The organism is Paenibacillus sp. MAHUQ-63 (assembly GCF_028765165.1).
GTDB lineage: Bacteria > Bacillota > Bacilli > Paenibacillales > NBRC-103111 > Paenibacillus_E.
This window is the reverse complement of sequence record NZ_JARADB010000002.1, coordinates 776943-794714: the sequence shown is the minus strand read 5'-3', so window position 1 is coordinate 794714 and position 17772 is coordinate 776943. Positions and strand designations below refer to the sequence as shown.

Here is a 17772-nt window from a genome sequence, read left to right as displayed (position 1 = left end):
CAACATCCTCTCTATTCGTTCGTTGTATTCGTTGGCGGTACAGCTGAAGCAGCGGTGTAAACCGGCTTGCCCGACTTATAAGTGCTGAGCAAGCGCAATGAACCGTCCTCCTTGGACTCGAACAGTACGAAATCCGCCGGAGCGCCGTGCTCAAGCCCCTGGGCTGCAGGCAGACCCACTATCGCAGATGGCCGCACCGACGCCATATCCCAAGCGTCAGCCAAGCTGCTCAAGCCATTCTTAACAAGATGCTGAATGCCCCAGAGCATCATTTGGGCGGAGCCGGCCAGCATGTTGGGATTATCCGCCAGATGCAGCTTGCCGCTCGGAGCAAGCATGACTTCGCCGCCAATATGCGTGGTGTACGTGCCCGGCTGAAGTCCGCTCAAATATACGGCATCGCTGACAAGAATCGCCTTATCGCCTTTCACCTTCATGAACACTTTCAACACCGATTCCGGCAAATGAAAGCCGTCGGCAATCATGCAGGCCCATAGCTGATCAGCGGCTAACTGCTCCCAAATATAGTTCGGATGCCGGGGCAGCATCAGATGAGCGGCGTTGCCCAGGTGCGTGGACATCTGCGCACCGGCGGCAATAGCGGCGCGGATCTGCTCAGGCGAGGCATTCGTATGCCCGATCGATACGATCACCCCGCTTGCGGCGCACTGCCGGATGAACAAGTCCGCCTCCGGCCATTCCGGCGACATGGTAACGATCGCAATCCGCCCTTCCGCAGCTTCCTGCCAGCGCTGAAACAGCTCCCAGTCCGGAGCTTTCACATACGCCTTGCCGTGCGCGCCTCGCGGTCCGTCCTCCGGAGAAATAAACGGCCCTTCGAGATGAATGCCGCGAATGCAGCTGCGGGTCAGCGGATCGATGCGGCAAGCTTCGGATATGGCGCCGAGTATTTGCTCGATCGGGCCATCCGCATTCGTGATCACGGTCGGATAATACGAAGTGACTCCTTCGCGCCAGAGCGCATACGTCAGCTCAATCACCGTTTCCTTGGCAAGCGGTGATTGATTGAAGTCCATGCCAAGGTATCCGTTGATTTGCAAATCAACGAGCCCGGGGGCAATCCAAGGCAGCTTCTCTACTTGCCCTTGAGAATCATATGGTGAAGCGTCCGCCATTTGAATTTCTTGCAGGCAGCCTTCGGAAGCGGTTACTTCGATTATAGCGCCTGTACGGTAATGTCTGCCAACAATCGGATCCATATGGATAGCCGTCCTCCTTCGGGCGATGCCAGATCAAGCCAGATCAAGCCTCCACCTGCTCGCCGTCTAGTTCAATGTAATCTCTTTCCCCGTGCGCGCCGACTCATAGATCGCGAGAATCAAGTCGACAGCCTTCCTGCCTTCTTCCCCCGATACCAAAGGATCCCTGTTCTCCCGAATCGCCTGGATCAAATCGTCGACCAGAATGAAATGGCCGTCGTTCGCAATTTGCGCGGGATCGCTGCTTGCGCCCACTCTTGGTACGACTTGAGGCATCGCTTCCTCATGATCCGCAAACTTCCATTGCTTGAAGCCCGAATCGTCAAAGATGATCGTTCCTTTCTCGCCATGCAGCTCAAAACGGGTTTCTTGTCCGGGATAAACGGACGTCGTTCCCTGAATGACGCCGAAGGCTCCACTCTTATATTTCACGACAGCTACAGCCGTATCCTCCACTTCGATCTCGCGCACAAGCGCGGAAGAGTATGCAAACACGGAGTGCACATCGCCCATCAGCCATTGAATCAAATCAATGCCGTGCACGCCTTGATTCATCAAAGCGCCGCCGCCGTCGATCGCCCAGGTGCCGCGCCAGCCTGCGCTTTTGTAGTACTGCGGGCTGCGGTAGCTTTTCTGGTAGGCGTCCCCCAGCACCAGCTTCCCAAGCTTGCCCGATTCGATCGCCTGCTTCGCGACGATGGACGCTTCAGTTACGCGGCGCTGGAATACGCAGCCAAGCTTGACATCCGCTTGGCGGCATGCGGAGATCATTCTCGTCATGCTGTCCGCCGTAATATCGAGCGGTTTCTCGACTAATACATGCTTGCCCGCTTCGGCTGCGGCAATGACTACCTCGGCATGATAGCCGCTTGGAACGGCAACCGTAATCGCGTCAATGTCGTCCCGCTTCAGCAGTTCCTGATAATCCCGATAAACGTAAGGAATGGAGAAATCTTCGGCAAGCTTGTTGGCTTTATCCGGCTCAACGTCCGCAACGGCCACCAGCTCGGCTTCCGAATTACCTGCAATCGCTTTGGCATGGGAAGGAGCGATAACGCCCGCGCCGATGACGGCAAATCTCACTTTTTTATCCATTTCATTCATCCTCCTGAATCGGTATGATAACGAACGGTGGGTTTACACCCGAACAACCTGCTCGGTTCCCGTCCTACTAGAAGCGTACACGCTCTCTATGACGGAGATGACGGACTTGGAGTAGGCGCCTGAACAATCCGGTATATGATTATTTGTTATTGCCTCCATGAGATCCAACAATTGCATGGCCAGCGGTTGACCCGCCGGCTCCAAAGGCACTTGCACATATCCCCCGTTGCGGCTGATGGCAAGCCCCTTACCTGTTTCCAGCTTGAGCATTCCCTTGGTGAAGATAATCTCCGTTTCATTGCGCGACACACCTGGATATCCGGATTGCGCGATTGTCGCCCGAACGCCTGAAGAGGTCTCCAGCCAGATGACGCCGCTGCCCTCCACATCGAAGCGGTCATCCAGATAGCTGACGGAAGCCCTCACCTTGGTCACCCGGCTCTGCGTCATCCATTGAATTTTATCAATGGAATGCGATCCCAGATTCGTTATGATGCCTCCGCCGGATTTCCGCTTCTCCAGAAACCAGGCCGGCCTGTCTTCTCTCAAATAGTGAACATGCCGCGTATCGAGAATCATCACAAGTTGTCCGAGTTCGCCGCTCTCGATGATCCGTTTGGCCTCCCTGTTCTCGGGAAAATAGTGCTGGGTATGGCCGACCATCAGCTTAACGCCATACCGGTCTGCAGCCGCTATAATTTCATCGCACTCCGCCGTATTCAACGCCATCGGCTTCTCAAGCAGCAGATGTACGCCATGCTCCGCACAGTGGATCGCCGCCTCCTTATGCAGGAAATGCGGCAGCGCGATGACCGCAATGTCCGGCTTCTCCTGCTGCAGCATCACCTGGTAATCCGAGTAAGCGCGAATGCCGAATTGCTCGGCTGCCGCCTGGGCGAGAGATGGATTAAGCTCGGCAACCGCTACGGCTTCCAGTCCCTCAACCGCAGCGGCTGCCTCCAAATGTTTCATGCCGATTGCGCCTGCTCCAATAACGGCCAGCTTCATGCCCGCAATCCCTCCTTTGTGCGTTGATGCTGGTACAGATCAACTTAAGCCTAACTATAGACGCGCTTGCGGCGCATTCCAATCCGCAGTAATTCGGATAATGCACATAATTATGGATTATTCGCAAAACAGTGAAACATTCGCAAAACCGACTAAAGCCTTTAACAGCCGTTCCGGCTGCCAAAGGCTTCGTTCATTGCGTTTATTTTTTGACGACCGGGATCCAGATCTCGCTCTTGAACGTCGGCGATGACGTGTCTTTATGCTCGTTCCAGAGAATCTCGGGTCCGTTGACCTGCTCGTAACCGGATGACGGGAACCATTCGCTGTAGATGCGGCCCCACACGTTTTGCAGCGTCTCGGGGAAAGGACCGACGGCTTCGAATACGGCCCAGGTGCCTGCCGGAACTTCAATCGCCGCCCATGGCTCCGGAACATCCGAGGTTGTCGCTGCGCCGATATAATGATCGAGCTCCCCCTTCTCTTGCATGCGTTCCTCGCTGAAGTTCACCGATGCGCTGATTAATCCTTTCGGCGAAATGTTGGACAGCTGCTTGAGCTGAACGATGTTCTCCTCAGTCAAGCTCCCCCACATGGCGGCTATCTCAGGGTTCACCCCTTCGAAAACAATCGGTACCCTTCGCATGATGCCGGCAATTCGAAAAGCTTCTTTCTCTTCCAAACGGTAATTCATAGCGTCTCCTCCCTTAACGGTCAATTGAAATGTCATTCGAGGGTAGGCTTTGAGCGGTTGTCCATGCATCCTTGCTTCGGACGGGGTAATCCCGTGCAGACTTTGAAACGCGCGAGTAAACGCGTCCGGCGAGCTGTACCCATACTTGATCGCAACATCGATGACCTTCGTCTGGCTTTGGCTCAGCTCAAAGGCAGCCAGCGTCAATCGTCTACGGCGAATATATTCGGCCAGCGGTATCCCGGCAAGGAAAGTGAACATCCGTTTAAAATGGAACTCCGAGCATAACGCCAATCTGGCTGCTTCTTGAACGTCAACGTCTTCCGTCAACTGAAGTTCGATATAATTCAAAGCGCGATTCCAATGCTCCAGCATGATCCGGCTAACCTCCCTCTTAATTCAAAATAACAAAACCGGCGGGATCACGTCCGACTTTCTGTGCACGTTTCGGCAGGATGCCAAAAAGCCAGCGATCGCTGGCCTTCCCTTCCTTATTCCCCTTCCCGAAATTCCTTCAGCAGCCGGCTTGCTTCATTACGGTCGACGACTTGCAGCTTGTTCAAAATCATCGACACGTTGTTGGCGACGGTTTTGGCGCTAATATGCAGACGCGCTCCGATCTGTGCATTCGTATCGCCTTCGGCGATCCGTTCCAGTATCTCCATCTCCCGCTTGGAGAGCTCGGAAAGCGCCGGATGCTCCGCTGCCTGGAGGGCTTTGGGCGAGGAGAAGAAATGCATCATGCGCGATGCAATGTCCGAACTGAATACCGCTCCGCCATTTCCAACGATTCGAATGGACTGCAGCAGCTCCAATTCGTCGGCATCTTTAAGCACGTAGCCTTTGGCACCTACGCGCATAGCCGTGAAGACGGATTGATCATCGCGAAACATCGTCAAGATGAGCACCTGAATGTGCGGGAACTTCTCTTTGACCAGCCGCGTCGCCTCAATTCCGTTCAGCCCCGGCATTCGAATATCCATTAGAATGATATCCGGCTGACACTGCTCCGCAAGCCGCAGCACCTCATCCCCGGAAGCCGCTTCACCCACCACTTCCAAATCGTCCGTCGTTTTAATTAAATTCCGCACGCCGCTGCGAAAGATCGGGTGGTCGTCTGCAATCATTATTTTCATCGCTATTGTTCTGCTCCTCATCTTGGCTATTTTTCACTGACTGGCAGCGGCAGAATGGCTAATACCCTCGTTCCGCCGGACGCCGGACGCTCTATCGTACATTGGCCGCCTAATTCGGCCGCTCGCTCCTTGATCGATACGAGTCCGATGCCGCCTTTGCCGCCAACGGCGGCATGGGCCGGCGGAGCACCGGACGGCTTACCGTTATCGGCGATTTCCACCTGCAGCTGATTGGAATCGGACACTTCCAGCCTCACGGCACAAGTGGTCGCTTGGGCATGCTTCACAACATTCACCAAGGATTCCGTCACGATCCTGTACACCGCTACTTCCACGGCGGCTGGCAGAGGGGGCAGCGGCTGCGGAGCATACAGCTGAATGCGCAGCGGCTCTGTTCCTTCTTCACCCGCTAACATGGCTGCGGGCTTGGTCAAAAGCGTGATCCGTTCCTGTATAGCCCCGATCAACCCAAGTTCATCGAGCGTAGGCGGCCGCAAATCATGAACTAGCGTGCGAATATCGTCCACCGTCGAGCGGATGACTTTACGCAGATCCACCAGCATCTCGATGGCTACCTCCGGCTGCTTCTCTACATAGATCTGAGCCGTCGCGGCATTCAGCGCGAGCGCGGCCAGCTTCGGAGCCAGATCGTCGTGCAGATTTTTGCGGATTTGCCGCCTTTCTTCTTCCCGCGCGAGCACAAGCTTCTCCCTGGACTCTTGCAAATCTTGGGCCAGCAGCTTCATGCCCTGCGTCATTTGCCAATTCTCCACGATCGGTCCCGCTTGCCTCAGCAGCACATCCAGGAATTTGTTATCTTCCGACGTGAATAACTCGCCGGACGAACGGCTGGCGATTTGCAGCGTCCCCAACTCCTCGCCGCGATGAATGATCGGCATAACATGGAGCTCGTGCATCGGCTCGCCGGCCGACACGACGAGCGTGTCCTGACCGCCGACACCGGCATAAATCGCTGTGTAGGGCAGACGCATCGCATTCTTCACCGTGAAGACGACGGCGTTCAGCATGGCTTCCGGCGCCTGGGGCTGAATCAGCTGATTCCCGAGCTCAAGCAGGACGGCGTACGGATCGTCGTGACGGCCTTTCATCATGCGGTTGATCTGTTTCTGCAGCCATTCCTTCAAAGGGGCGAAGGCTACGGCTACAACGGCCGTTGCCAGTAAGGAGACTATATAATCCTTGCCCGTTTGGAAGAGCTGTCCCAAATAAAGAACCGTCAACGTATAGATGAGCACAACACATACCGACAGGGATCCGTATACGAGCGTTCGATTCACGAGCGGATCGATATTCCATAACCTTTGCCGTAACACAGCCAACATCAGGGTGATAGGAATGGCCGTCAATGACAAGTTCAGAAATGCATTTAAATACACATACGTCATGGCGGATCCATCATTCATATTCGGGTTAAAAAAAGCGCTCATGCCGATAAACCCGACAATTCCGACCGACGCCCCGTAGACGACCCATTTGGTTTGCTGTCTTTCAGCCGCTGACGCCACATGGCGAAACCGGTAAACCTGCGAATAAATCAAAATCAGCGTGGAGGATCCATACCACAGAAACTGAATGACCGCGGGGATATGAAACGTCTCCCACATGTTCCCTTGATATAAGAGCGAGATGCTGTTCACAATCATAATCATGACAAAAACATACCGCGTCCATTTGGGCACGAACCTGCCGTCCGGAAAAAGCAATAAAAACAAGGACAAAGATGCCCAGCTTATCATGGATACGAATAGAAACCAATAATAAGTAAACATATTATCATTCGATGCTACCATAACCAGCGCCGGAAACGTGGTGCCGAAAGATACCATCGCAACAACGGCCAGCAGGCCCATCGGTTCCCGGAAGCCCTTCCACAATATAATCGCCGATGTCACGTAGAAGGCTAGTGTGAACAAGCTGTCGATCATCACAAAAATGAGCGCAAACTGCTCCAGGGTTAGTCCCTCCGCGGGCACCGGCATGGCCGGGACCAATCTTCCACAGCCTTGCAAAATACATGAATCTACTAATGAATTGTAATAGTCTGGGATCGCTGCTATGAACAGCACGGCTGTCAACGCGCTGAAGCTTAGCACCAGCCATTGAGCCGTCCGGATCTTCCAAGTTGTGGTTAGCCGGGGCGATACCCCATCCTGACTCCCTGCTTTCGTATACTCTGTAAACATGGTGGCACCGCCATTCTAAACTTTCTTTTTACTATTATAGCTTGCCTGGCGGACCTCTGAATACAGTCTGATGCGAAATTCCCGGCGCTTTCCCGACCGTTCCCGATATGGTTCTGGCACAGCTTCCCGAAAATCAGGAATGGGCTGCTCTAGGAACCGTGATGACCTCCCCTGTATGCTAAGTACATGAGCAGCACACAAACAGATTTGGAGGATGATTAACAATGAATGAAGGGTTATTGGTCAAATGGTTTGGGGTTATTTGTATACTGGCAGGTGTATTCCGCATGGGGATGACGCCGGCGTCGCTGATTTGGGGGACGGACAGCACGCAAGAACTGACTACAGGCTTAATCGCATGCGTACTGATGTCGGTGGGGTCCATCGTACTTTACATGGTTCAATCCAGAGAAACAGGCGTCATCGGCATGATTACGATTCTTGCAATCATCGTGGGCAATATTTTGACAACGGCCATGCTCTGGTCCCAATTTGCCGCAGGCGGCGCTAACGCCGTTCAACCGGAGGGGTTGCTGGTCAATATCACGCGGATGTTCGGGATGATCGGCTTTATGGGCGGCACGCTCGTGTTTATGGTTGTGACTTACATGGCCAAAGTGTTTCCTCGTTGGATCCCCGCACTGATTCTTCTGATGATCTTATCCATGTTCCTGCCTATTGAGGATAACAAATATTTCGCCTTCTTCTGGGGCCTGACTTACGTCGGCATGGGGTACTGCATTATGGCGAAAAAGCTTCGCCATTCGAAGACGCTTTCGTCGAACAGCTATTCGGCATAAGGAGGTGCGGCTCGGGGGCGGCTGGCGGGAGAGCTTTCGGCGCAGCATGGGCGACACTGCAGGAGAGCAGAGCTTGCGGCGCAGCTTGGGCGACACCGCAGGAGAGCAGAGCTTGCGCTGCTAGCTCTGGTTCGGTCCGTTCAGCCCGATCGGCGCGGGCTAACGGACACAGGAGCTGTTTTTCGGCTGTTTTCGGCCGAATTGTTGATCTAACGGACACACGTACCGCTATTTGCCCGAAATCCGTGCGATTTCGCACCGGTTCCGGCAAATAGGGTCTCTGGTGTCCGTTAGATTTTTTCGCTCGCGCTTGAGATACATTTAACGGCTGTGGTGTCCGTTAGATTTCGCGAAGCGCGATTGCTGCCTCGGCGGCCTGCCAGCGCCGCCAGAGAGCTTGGGCGCGGCTTGGGCCGCCGCCGGTCGTCGAGCTAACGGACACACGTGCCGCTATTTGCCCGGAATCCGTCGATTTCGCAATCCCCAGTTTACGGCAGCAAGAAAGCGGGATTCGAAGATATAACAGGTGCAGTGGTTGATGTAAATGATGCGTGCGTTCAATGTTATTGAGAGTTCGTGTGGCAGGTAATTGCTGATTACTTGGCGTAGCTAGATTAGTGGGCGCGTTTATGTAACGTAGCGAGTGGTGTGGGATGTCATGTCCGCTAACAGGAATTCATCCTGTTAATTTTACCGAAATGAGCAGTTATAACGGAATTACAGGAATATCTACCGTTAATGAGCCGCCATGCCCCTGTAAACAGGAATCTCCAACTGAAATAACGTGAAAGTTTCCAGTTATGCAGCTAGAAGGAGTAACCATGAAGATATTAGCGGGAGAATATCCCGCTATTCGCCAGCAGGAACAGCCGCTATCGGAGCAATAATGAACTTCCGGCTCCGAACAGTGGTTGATGTAAATGATGCGTGCGTTCAATGTTATTGAGTGTTCGTGTGGCAGGTAATTGCTGATTACTTGGAGTAGTTAGACTAGTCGGGCGCGTTGACGAGACATCAGAGATTCGTGCGAAATAACTTGACACCTATTCCGGAAAATAAGGTCTCGGGTGTACGCTCGTGCATGCACGCACTTAACGGATGTGGTGTCCTCGATTGCTGCCTCAGCCTCCTGTCGCCGACGCCGGGAGAGCTTGCGCCGCAAGCTCCACATCCGGTCCGTCAAGCCGGCTGACGGCTAACGGACACAGGAGCTCTTATTCGGCCATTTTCGGCCGAAATAGAAATCTAACGGACACACGTACCGCTATTCGACCGAAATCCGTGCGATTTCGCACCGATTCCGGCAAATTGAGTCTCTGGTGTCCGTTAGATTTCTACAACCGCGCTTGTCACGCATTTAACGGCTCTGGTGTCCGTTAGATTTGGCTTATCTCTCCATTGGGCTATTTTTGTACCCGAAATCAGGGATAGACTGCCATCTTTTCCGCAATTCATGTGCCGCATATTTCGGCTTGCGATCCCGCGTGAATATGCCTTTCTTATTCCCTTGCACACGAATAACCCCTTGGCTCGTATTGAAATCGGCAAAATTCCACACCTGCTCGCCAACAAAGCTGGCGAATTCATCGAAAACCTCATGATTCGCCTGCAAGTAGGCAGTCTGGAACTCTTCGGTGAACATCACAGGGTCCACATCGTGGAAGCCCGCAACGGTGTCGGCGCCATATTCGGTCATCATGACCGGTTTGCCTGGACAGCGCTTGCCCCAGCCGGTTAATTCAGCGCGAAGCTTATGTTTGGCAGCCTCCAGATCACCGCTTTGCACGTACCAGCCATAGTAGCGGTTAAGCGCCAGCACATCGACCATCTCCGCTACTTTGCACGTTTCCGGAGTAGACATCAGATGAGTCACAATGGTCACCGGGCGCCGCTGAGGATCAAGCTCCTTGGCCAGCTCGACCAGCGGCTTAAAGTAAACATCCGCCCCCTCCTCCTCGGAAGCAGGCTCGTTGGCGATGGACCACATCACGACGCAGGCGTGGTTCTTATCTCGGGCGATCAGCTCGCGAATCACTTGCCGATGAGGCTCATGCGTTGTCAGTTCTTCCCACGTTTTGCGCTTCGTTCCGCCCCCGAACATTCCCATGAAGTTCAGATGCAGCCCAACTGCCGGCGTTTCGTCAATAACGACGAGCCCTTCTTGGTCAGCCAACCGCATCAATTCTTCCGAGTATGGATAATGCGCCGTCCGGAACGAATTGGCGCCAATCCACTTCATTAATCGGAAGTCGAGCACGTTCGCCGCCTCGTCGAAGCCTCTTCCATGAATCGGCGTGTCCTCGTGCTTACCGAAGCCTTTGAAATAGAAGGGTTGATCGTTAATGAGAAATTTGCCGTCCTTGACCTCTACGGTTCGAATGCCGAAAGGCTGCCGATAAACATCAACCACTTGACCGCCTTGGATAAGTTCTATCTTCAAAGTGTACAAGTACGCGTTCAACGGCTGCCAGAGCTGCGCGTTCGCCACTTCAATCGTCCCCTCGGCACCGCTGGCTTCCCCAACGGCTTGACCGTCTTGGTCGAGGATCATCGCCTTAAGTTCCGCCTCGCCGACAATTTCCGCCGAATAATGGACAATGCCCGCCTGCGCGTTCAAGCCCGTCACGATCGTCACGTCTTTTAAGTACGTGTGCGGTGTCGTATATATTTTGACAGGCCTATGAATGCCCGCGTAGTTAAAGAAATCGAAATTCGGGCTGTTCTTGGCGACCCGGCCGCGTCCCGGAAGCTCTTGCTCGCTATAGTGCCCGACAGGCAGCGTCGATTCATCCACGATATTGTTAACAGCAACCGTTAACCGGTTATATCCCGAATTCAAATACGAATGAATCTCCGCTTCGAAAGGCGTGAACCCCCCTGTATGCTCGACCACAAGGTTCCCGTTCACATAGACACGGGCTTTATGCGTTGCGGAGCCGAACCGAAGGACGATGCGTTCCGAGAACAGCAGGTTCTGCACCGCGAAGTCTCGCTCATACCAGACCCAGCCGACATGATTGCGTATGTCCGCCGTCACGCCGACATCATTGAAGGAAGCAGGCACAGCCATAGATATCGTGTCCTTCAGAGGCGAATCGTGCCATGCTTCTTGAAAGCCCTTTCCAAAATCCAGTTTAAACTTCCAAATGCCGTTTAGATCAATAACGCCCCTTGACTCCGTTACAATTGGATATAACATCGGTCATTTCTCCTTTTTCTCGTTTTCAACCCCAACAAATAAGATTATACTGAGATTCAATGAATAAAAATAGAAGTCAGTTAGCGTTATTAGGACAATATTAACACCAAGGAGAAATTATTATGCTTATGCAGCCTCTCCACCTTTCCGCCATCTCCATGTCCATTTTTCATTTGACCGATATCAATACGGTCATTCTCAATCATCACGGAGCCGCATCGCTCCAACACGAGCATGATCATCTGCCGGATTTCTTGAAGGAAGGGCAGCTGGCGAATCTTCGCTCTCTCGGTGCGCAGGCGGCCAAACAGTCCGACACCGTCTGCAAGCTGACGAATGAATGGGGATTAACTTATTTGGCCAAGGCGCTGCATCAGGAGGGAGAGCCGGCGATATGTCTCGTTGTCGGCCCATTCTTATTGCAGGTTCCGGATGTCAACCAGCTGCATGCGACCTATCGAATGGATCAGCCGAAGCGTATTGAGCTCGAAGCGTTCTACCGAGGGTTAAAATTAATCAGCTTGGCCAAAGTGCAGAGCCTGGCTAACATCTTGGCCAACTTGGACTCCTTCGCTCAAGCCCGGATTCAAGAACTGGCGCCGGAACAGCATCCAGAGGCGGCTCTGCAGGAACACCAGCTGCTGCTGCAGCCCGATGAGGAGTACATCGATCTCATCGATCTGCGCTACCAAATCGAACAAGAGATGATGCGTGCCGTACAGCATGGCGATGCGGAACAGCTGCAGCAAGTCCGGGCGAAGATGAGAAACCTGTACGACTTCTCCGATAGGTTTCCGAACCAGCCCGTAAGAGCTCTGCGGAATGCGATTATCATTTTGAATACCTTGCTGCGCATTGCAGCGAGAAACGCCGGCGTCCAGCCCTTCTATCTGCACCAAATTTCAGAGAAATTCGCCAAACGAATCGAGCGGTCCGATACGATCGAATCACTGAATAAACTGATGACGTCCATGTTCAACGACTATTGTTCGCTGGTCCGCTCCCAAGCGGTCAATGGGTTCTCACCTTTAATCCGGAAAGCCGTCCAATACGTATCGCTCCACTCTAACAAGCTGCTGAATTTGGAAGAGCTGGCCGATGCTTGCCGCGTGCATCCGGCACATCTATCACGGCAGTTCAAGAAGGAAACGGGATCAACGATTACGGATTTTCAGCAGCATGTCCGCATCAAGGAGGCCAAATATTTGTTGAAACAGGGCGGCATACCGGTCAAGGCGGTTGCCGAGAAGGTCGGATTTGACGATGCCGGCTATTTCGCGAGAGTTTTCAAGAAGCTGGCCGGCATGACCCCTTCCGAATTTCAGAAAAGCTGACCATTGACGCCACGATACGATAAATTCATATTTCATAAATTGAATAATGGACAAGCAAAATGATACAATATGGAAGTAATTGTGAATGATCAATTGACGAGGAGTGATTGGTTTGTCTTTAGATTTTTACTTGAATTTCAACGGAAATTGTCGTGAAGCGGTGGAATATTACGCGGAAGTATTCGGCTGTGAAACGCCGAAAATAATGACTTTTGGCGATACGCCTTCCGATCCGAATTACCCGCTCCCGGAAGAAGCCAAGTCCCTGGTCATGCACGCGAGACTCACCATTAGCGGCAGCAATGTCATGTTCTCGGACGTATTCCCAGGCATGCCTTTCGTTGCAGGAAACAACATTTCCATCTCACTCATCAGTACGAATCTGGAAGAAATTCATTCGGCCTTCGACAAGCTCAAAGTAGGCGGCAAAATCGTAATGGAACTGCAAGAAACGTTCTGGAGCAAAGCCTACGGCAGTCTGGAAGACAAATTCGGCATTCACTGGCAATTCAATTACGACAACGGCGAAACGGTCTATTAAAACTCAATCGAATCCATGAATAAAAGAAGATCACGCTCTTTCCCTTCGCAGGAGAGATCACGTGATCTTTTTTACGCTTACAAAATGGGGGATATTAATTTCGAGACGGATTCCAGGAACCGGATTCGCAGAGAGCGCTTTTCATATTCCTCCAGCGTCAATTCCATGCATCCTTCCATGTCTTTCCAGAACGTATTCTCCAGCCGCTTCGCCGTCGGTTCATGGTACATCAGCGCATTCGTCTCGAAATTAAGCCGCAAGGAGCGGATGTCGAAGTTCGCGGTGCCGACCGATGCGACTTTGCCGTCCACGACAATTGTTTTGGCATGCAGGAATCCGTAATCGTACAGGTAACATTTGACCCCGGCCTGCAGCAGCTCCCCGACATAATATAACGACGCCCAATGAACAAACAGATGATCCGCTTTCTGAGGAATCATGATCCGCACGTCGACGCCGGATAAGGCCGCGATCCGCAGCGCATTCAGCATGCTTTCTTCGGGAATGAAGTACGGCGTTTGCAGCAGGATCCGGCTCTTCGCCATATGGATCATTTTGAGAAACGTATAGACGAAGTGCGGCCAAGCTTCGTTCGGACCGCTCGCCACGATTTGCATCGGCACCCGCTCCGCTCCATCGGCATGCTCGAGCGCCGGAAAATACGGCATCTCCGTTTCTACCGGAGTCGCAGCGGCCAAATTCCAATCAAGGAAGAACCGGGATTGCAAGGCGCGAACGACGCTTCCCGTCAAACGGAGATGGGTATCGCGCCAGAAGCCGAATCGGGGATCCATCCCGAGATACTCATTACCCACATTGAAGCCGCCGATATAGCCGATCTTCCCGTCAATGACCACCAGCTTCCGATGGTTGCGGTAGTTGACCCGGTAGTTCAAATACGGAATCCGCGAAGGGAAGAAGGCGGCTCTCTGTCCGCCGGCTTGAAGGAACTCGCGAAAGAACGAATCTTTGAGCGAGCGCGAACCGATATCGTCGTACAGCAATCTGACAGTCACGCCTTCGCGCGCTTTCTTCGTCAGCGCTTGCATCACTCTTTGCCCGAGCGAATCATTTTTCACAATATAATACTGCATATGAATGTGATGCTGCGCCGCTTCGATGTGCATCAGCAGATCGTTGAATTTCGTGATCCCGTCCGTAAAAATATGGACATTGTTATCCTGTGTGATAAAGGCATTGTTGGAGGCGACATTCAAATAAATCAAGTCCCGGTATTGTTCGACCATCGGATCCAGATAAGTCATTGTACCGTTCATCAGCGACTCCCGCTGCTCGGAGATAAGCTTCTGAACGCGCTCCAGCATGCGTTTGTTCCACTTGTAGAGCTTGCGGCGGCTCAAATTTTGCCCGAAAATGACATAAAGCAAGAAACCCAGAATCGGTATGAATAACAGGACCATCAGCCAAGACCATGTCGCGGCCACGTTCCGGCGTTCCAGGAATACAACCGTAAGAGCAAGCAAAATATTAATGATAAATAAGACCGTTAATGCATGTGAGAACAAATCCATAGCGCCACTCCCAACCTTTGATGTCAGCGGATCAGGAATATTATACCTTATTTCGGCAAAATTCGAAAAAACCTCTTATTCATATGCCGAATAAGAGGTTTATGCTTAGGCTATGCCGCTTTTTTAATAAGACAAAGCTTTCTCAGATAGTACACGCCGCCTACTTTAATGACGTCTTCCGAATACGCTTCTATACAAGTCCCCGCGTCTTCCATTTCATCGTCAAACCACACCTCAACCGGTGTTTGAAAGAGCATGCACAGATACATATCCGCATCCGTTAAGATCACGTTTGTCGGGTTCATGCTGCACTGCTGCCTCCCCTGCCGAATTTCACCTGACATTATTTTATCGTCAACAGCCGGTGAAAAATGAAGAGAATCAGACCATTTCCCTATACAGCGAGATATACAATTGCGCGGATTTTTTCCAGCTGAAATCGCCCTTTTTCATGTTCTGTGCAATTTTCAACCAAGCATCACGGTCGTTCTTGTAGAAGAAGACCGCACGCCGGATCGTATGCAGCATATCGTGCGCATTGTAATCCCGGAAGGAGAAGCCGGTTCCCTCTCCCGTGAACTCGTTGTAAGGCTGTACGGTATCCTTAAGGCCGCCGGTTTCCCGTACGATCGGCACGGAGCGGTACCGGAGGGCAATGAGCTGGCCGATGCCGCAAGGCTCGAATTGGGAAGGCATCAAGAACAGATCCGAAGCCGCGTAGATCTGATGCGCCAAGGCCTCATCGAACATAATTTGAGCCGATACCTTGTCCGGATTGTTTAGAGCGGCGTCGCGGAACATTTGCTCATATCCGTGCTCGCCCGTCCCTAGCACAACAAGTTGAATGTCCAGCTGAAGTATTTCCTTAAGAACGTGCTGAATGAGGTCTAACCCCTTCTGCTGCACCAATCGCGTGACCAAAGCGATCATGGGCACATCCGGCTTCATCGGCAAGCCGAGCCGCTCCTGCAGCGCCGTCTTGTTCATTTCCTTCTTCGGCAGCGAATCCCGGTAATTGACGGCCAGATGCGGATCGGTCATCGGATCGAAGATATCGTAATCGATCCCGTTGACAATGCCAGTCAGCTGGTCTCTCCGGTGACGCAGCAGGCTGTCCAAATATTCGCCGTAGTACGGCGTTTGGATTTCCTCGGCGTAGGTTTGGCTCACGGTCGTTAACCGGTCCGAATAGAGGAGACCGCCTTTGAGAAAGCTGGCACCGCCATGCAGCTCAAGCGCCGTTCCCGTAAAATGGTCATCCGATAAGCCGAACAGCTCTTTAAACAGATCTTGGCTGAAGACGCCTTGGTATTTCAGATTATGTACGGTCATCACGGTTTTGATCTGGCTAAAAAACGGAAGATGCTTATAGTGAGCCTTCAGCAGCACAGGGATCATCCCCGTCTGCCAATCGTGGCAGTGAATGACATCCGGTTGGAAATCGATCAGCGGCAGCGTCTCGATGACCCCTTTGCAGAAGAAGCCGAAGCGCTCCGCTTCGTCCCCATAGCCGTAAATACCCGGGCGCTTGAAGTAGAATTCGTTATCGACGAAATAAAACGTGACCCCGTCCTGCTGCAGCATCTGAATACCGATATACTGCTTTCTCCAGCCGATATAGATATCATGTGTAACGACAGTCTTCATGGCATCGCGGTATTTCGCGGGGATGTCGCCGTATTTGGGCAAAATAACGCGAACGTCCAACTCCTGTCCTACGAGCTCCTTCGGCAGCGAACCGATCACATCGGCCAATCCGCCTGTTTTAATGAAAGGCACAGCTTCTGAAGCGGCAAACAATACTTTCATCTTTCCACTCCTCGGATAATAGTCGAAAAGCCGCCTATGGAAGGCAGGCTTTTCTCGGCTTTGGTTTCGATTATGAGTATTAAATAACTTTCGTTTTGGCAGCGATAAACGGCGCTTTGTTATCGCCGGTCAGCACCCGCCCGCGGGAGATGAAGACATCCTTATCGAGAATCGCGTTCTCGATGATGACATTCTCCTCAATTTCGCAGTTTTGGAGAATGATACTATTTTTCACATAAGCGCCTTTGCGAATTTTCACACCGCGGAACAAAATGCTGTTCTCCACCTTGCCTTCGATGGTGCAGCCGTTTGCGATCAGCGCATTTTTGGTAGAAGCGGACTCCAAATATTTGGCCGGCGGCTCATCCTTGATTTTGGTGTAAATCAGGTTCTTCTGGAAGAACAATTCCCGCCAGATCGCCGGATTTAGCAGCTGCATGCTATGTTTGTAATAGCCTTGAATGGAGTTCACGATACCGACATGGCCCTCAAACTTATAGCCGTAAACGCTGAGCTTATCGATATTTTTCATAATGCCGTCACGCACGAGATGATCGTAGCCTTGCGCCAAGCATGATTCCACCATATCGAGCAGCAGCGCTTTGCTCATCACGTACATTTCCATGGAAATGTTGTTCGTCCGCAGCCTGCCGGTATGATCTTCCATCAAAGTTACTTGTCCGTTCTCTTTGACCGCCAGACGGCGGAATTTGCCCTGGATATCCTCATCCGTTTGTTTGTAAATGACGGTAATGTCCGCTTGCGTATCCTCGTGATGGCGAACGACGTCGCGCAGATCGAGGTTGCATACCATATGGCTGCGGGAAATAATTACGAGCTCTTCTTTGCCGCGATAGAAATAGTCCCGGTGGCTGTAGAATTGGTACAGATCGCCGCGTGAAACGCCTGTCGGCTCATCCAGTACAGAAGGGAGTACGAACAGCCCGCCTCGCTTGCGATCGAGATCCCACTCTTTGCCGGATCCCAGATGATCCATCAAGGAACGATATTTGTGCTGGGTAAACACGGCGACGTTATCGATGCCGGAATTGACCATGTTCGACAATGTAAAATCGATTAACCGGTAGCGCCCGCCGAACGGCACGGATGCTGGGCAGCGGAAATACGTTAACTCCTCCAGATCATCCGGTTCGTTCACTAAATTAATGACACCCATTACATGCTTCATCT

At 52.3% G+C, this 17772-nt stretch carries 14 protein-coding genes; 3 read left to right on the top strand and 11 right to left on the bottom strand.

The genetic code is table 11. From position 1 onward, the window contains the following. Nucleotides 1-11 precede the first annotated feature (11 nt). The 6 genes from PUT07_RS11865 to PUT07_RS11840 all read right to left on the bottom strand — a co-directional run bounded on the left by PUT07_RS11865 (nucleotide 12) and on the right by PUT07_RS11840 (nucleotide 7366). Nucleotides 12-1220: an N-acetylglucosamine-6-phosphate deacetylase gene (locus PUT07_RS11865; RefSeq protein WP_274468207.1), complete on the bottom strand. Its 1209-nt coding sequence runs from the start codon at nucleotides 1218-1220 to the stop codon at nucleotides 12-14. A 66-nt stretch (nucleotides 1221-1286) separates the two neighbouring features. Next, complete coding sequence (locus tag PUT07_RS11860; RefSeq protein ID WP_274468206.1) at nucleotides 1287-2315, bottom strand: Gfo/Idh/MocA family protein; 1029 nt, start codon at nucleotides 2313-2315, stop codon at nucleotides 1287-1289. Between the two features lie 42 nt (nucleotides 2316-2357). Beyond that, complete coding sequence (locus tag PUT07_RS11855) at nucleotides 2358-3332, bottom strand: Gfo/Idh/MocA family protein (RefSeq protein ID WP_274468205.1); 975 nt, start codon at nucleotides 3330-3332, stop codon at nucleotides 2358-2360. Between the two features lie 202 nt (nucleotides 3333-3534). Beyond that, complete coding sequence (locus PUT07_RS11850; RefSeq protein ID WP_274468204.1) at nucleotides 3535-4401, bottom strand: AraC family transcriptional regulator; 867 nt, start codon at nucleotides 4399-4401, stop codon at nucleotides 3535-3537. Nucleotides 4402-4517: 116 nt separating this feature from the next. Then, nucleotides 4518-5162 carry a response regulator transcription factor gene (locus PUT07_RS11845; RefSeq protein ID WP_274468203.1) on the bottom strand — a complete coding sequence of 215 codons (645 nt, stop codon included), beginning with the start codon at nucleotides 5160-5162 and terminating at the stop codon, nucleotides 4518-4520. A gap of 26 nt (nucleotides 5163-5188) precedes the next feature. Then, entirely contained in the window at nucleotides 5189-7366 is a 2178-nt protein-coding gene (locus tag PUT07_RS11840) for a GAF domain-containing sensor histidine kinase (RefSeq protein WP_274468202.1), read from the bottom strand. Between the two features lie 224 nt (nucleotides 7367-7590). On the opposite strand from PUT07_RS11840, the gene PUT07_RS11835 reads away from it, so the two are divergent. Continuing rightward, nucleotides 7591-8166, top strand: a complete 576-nt coding sequence (locus PUT07_RS11835) for a hypothetical protein (RefSeq protein WP_274468201.1) — start codon at nucleotides 7591-7593, stop codon at nucleotides 8164-8166. 1387 nt (nucleotides 8167-9553) lie between these two features. On the opposite strand, the gene uidA is transcribed toward PUT07_RS11835, so the two are convergent. After that, nucleotides 9554-11365 carry a beta-glucuronidase gene (uidA, locus tag PUT07_RS11830; protein ID WP_274468200.1) on the bottom strand — a complete coding sequence of 604 codons (1812 nt, stop codon included), beginning with the start codon at nucleotides 11363-11365 and terminating at the stop codon, nucleotides 9554-9556. A 122-nt stretch (nucleotides 11366-11487) separates the two neighbouring features. Here uidA and PUT07_RS11825 point away from each other — a divergent pair, with 122 nt between their 5' ends. After that, complete coding sequence (locus tag PUT07_RS11825; RefSeq protein ID WP_274468199.1) at nucleotides 11488-12699, top strand: helix-turn-helix transcriptional regulator; 1212 nt, start codon at nucleotides 11488-11490, stop codon at nucleotides 12697-12699. A gap of 112 nt (nucleotides 12700-12811) precedes the next feature. Beyond that, nucleotides 12812-13240, top strand: coding sequence for a VOC family protein (locus PUT07_RS11820; protein WP_274468198.1), 429 nt, complete (start codon nucleotides 12812-12814; stop codon nucleotides 13238-13240). Between the two features lie 77 nt (nucleotides 13241-13317). Here the strand turns inward: PUT07_RS11820 and cls are convergent, their stop codons facing one another. The 4 genes from cls to glgD form a co-directional block, all read right to left on the bottom strand. Then, a complete protein-coding gene (cls, locus tag PUT07_RS11815; RefSeq protein WP_274468197.1) occupies nucleotides 13318-14772 on the bottom strand; it encodes a cardiolipin synthase in 1455 nt (484 codons plus the stop codon). 110 nt (nucleotides 14773-14882) lie between these two features. Continuing rightward, the gene (locus tag PUT07_RS11810; RefSeq protein WP_274468196.1) at nucleotides 14883-15077 is read right to left on the bottom strand and encodes a hypothetical protein; all 195 of its coding nucleotides are present in this window, start codon (nucleotides 15075-15077) and stop codon (nucleotides 14883-14885) included. Between the two features lie 76 nt (nucleotides 15078-15153). Continuing rightward, complete coding sequence (gene glgA, locus PUT07_RS11805) at nucleotides 15154-16581, bottom strand: glycogen synthase GlgA (RefSeq protein WP_274468195.1); 1428 nt, start codon at nucleotides 16579-16581, stop codon at nucleotides 15154-15156. A 79-nt stretch (nucleotides 16582-16660) separates the two neighbouring features. Continuing rightward, nucleotides 16661-17770: a glucose-1-phosphate adenylyltransferase subunit GlgD gene (gene glgD, locus PUT07_RS11800; protein WP_274468193.1), complete on the bottom strand. Its 1110-nt coding sequence runs from the start codon at nucleotides 17768-17770 to the stop codon at nucleotides 16661-16663. Between the last annotated feature and the right edge of the window lie 2 nt (nucleotides 17771-17772).

Coding starts and splice junctions, on each gene's coding strand:
- PUT07_RS11865 (WP_274468207.1), bottom strand. CDS start 1,220: ATGGATCCGATTGTTGGCAGACATTACCGTACAGGCGCTATAATCGAA.
- PUT07_RS11860 (WP_274468206.1), bottom strand. CDS start 2,315: ATGGATAAAAAAGTGAGATTTGCCGTCATCGGCGCGGGCGTTATCGCT.
- PUT07_RS11855 (WP_274468205.1), bottom strand. CDS start 3,332: ATGAAGCTGGCCGTTATTGGAGCAGGCGCAATCGGCATGAAACATTTG.
- PUT07_RS11850 (WP_274468204.1), bottom strand. CDS start 4,401: ATGCTGGAGCATTGGAATCGCGCTTTGAATTATATCGAACTTCAGTTG.
- PUT07_RS11845 (WP_274468203.1), bottom strand. CDS start 5,162: ATGAAAATAATGATTGCAGACGACCACCCGATCTTTCGCAGCGGCGTG.
- PUT07_RS11840 (WP_274468202.1), bottom strand. CDS start 7,366: ATGTTTACAGAGTATACGAAAGCAGGGAGTCAGGATGGGGTATCGCCC.
- PUT07_RS11835 (WP_274468201.1), top strand. CDS start 7,591: ATGAATGAAGGGTTATTGGTCAAATGGTTTGGGGTTATTTGTATACTG.
- uidA (WP_274468200.1), bottom strand. CDS start 11,365: ATGTTATATCCAATTGTAACGGAGTCAAGGGGCGTTATTGATCTAAAC.
- PUT07_RS11825 (WP_274468199.1), top strand. CDS start 11,488: ATGCTTATGCAGCCTCTCCACCTTTCCGCCATCTCCATGTCCATTTTT.
- cls (WP_274468197.1), bottom strand. CDS start 14,772: ATGGATTTGTTCTCACATGCATTAACGGTCTTATTTATCATTAATATT.
- PUT07_RS11810 (WP_274468196.1), bottom strand. CDS start 15,077: ATGAACCCGACAAACGTGATCTTAACGGATGCGGATATGTATCTGTGC.
- glgA (WP_274468195.1), bottom strand. CDS start 16,581: ATGAAAGTATTGTTTGCCGCTTCAGAAGCTGTGCCTTTCATTAAAACA.
- glgD (WP_274468193.1), bottom strand. CDS start 17,770: ATGAAGCATGTAATGGGTGTCATTAATTTAGTGAACGAACCGGATGAT.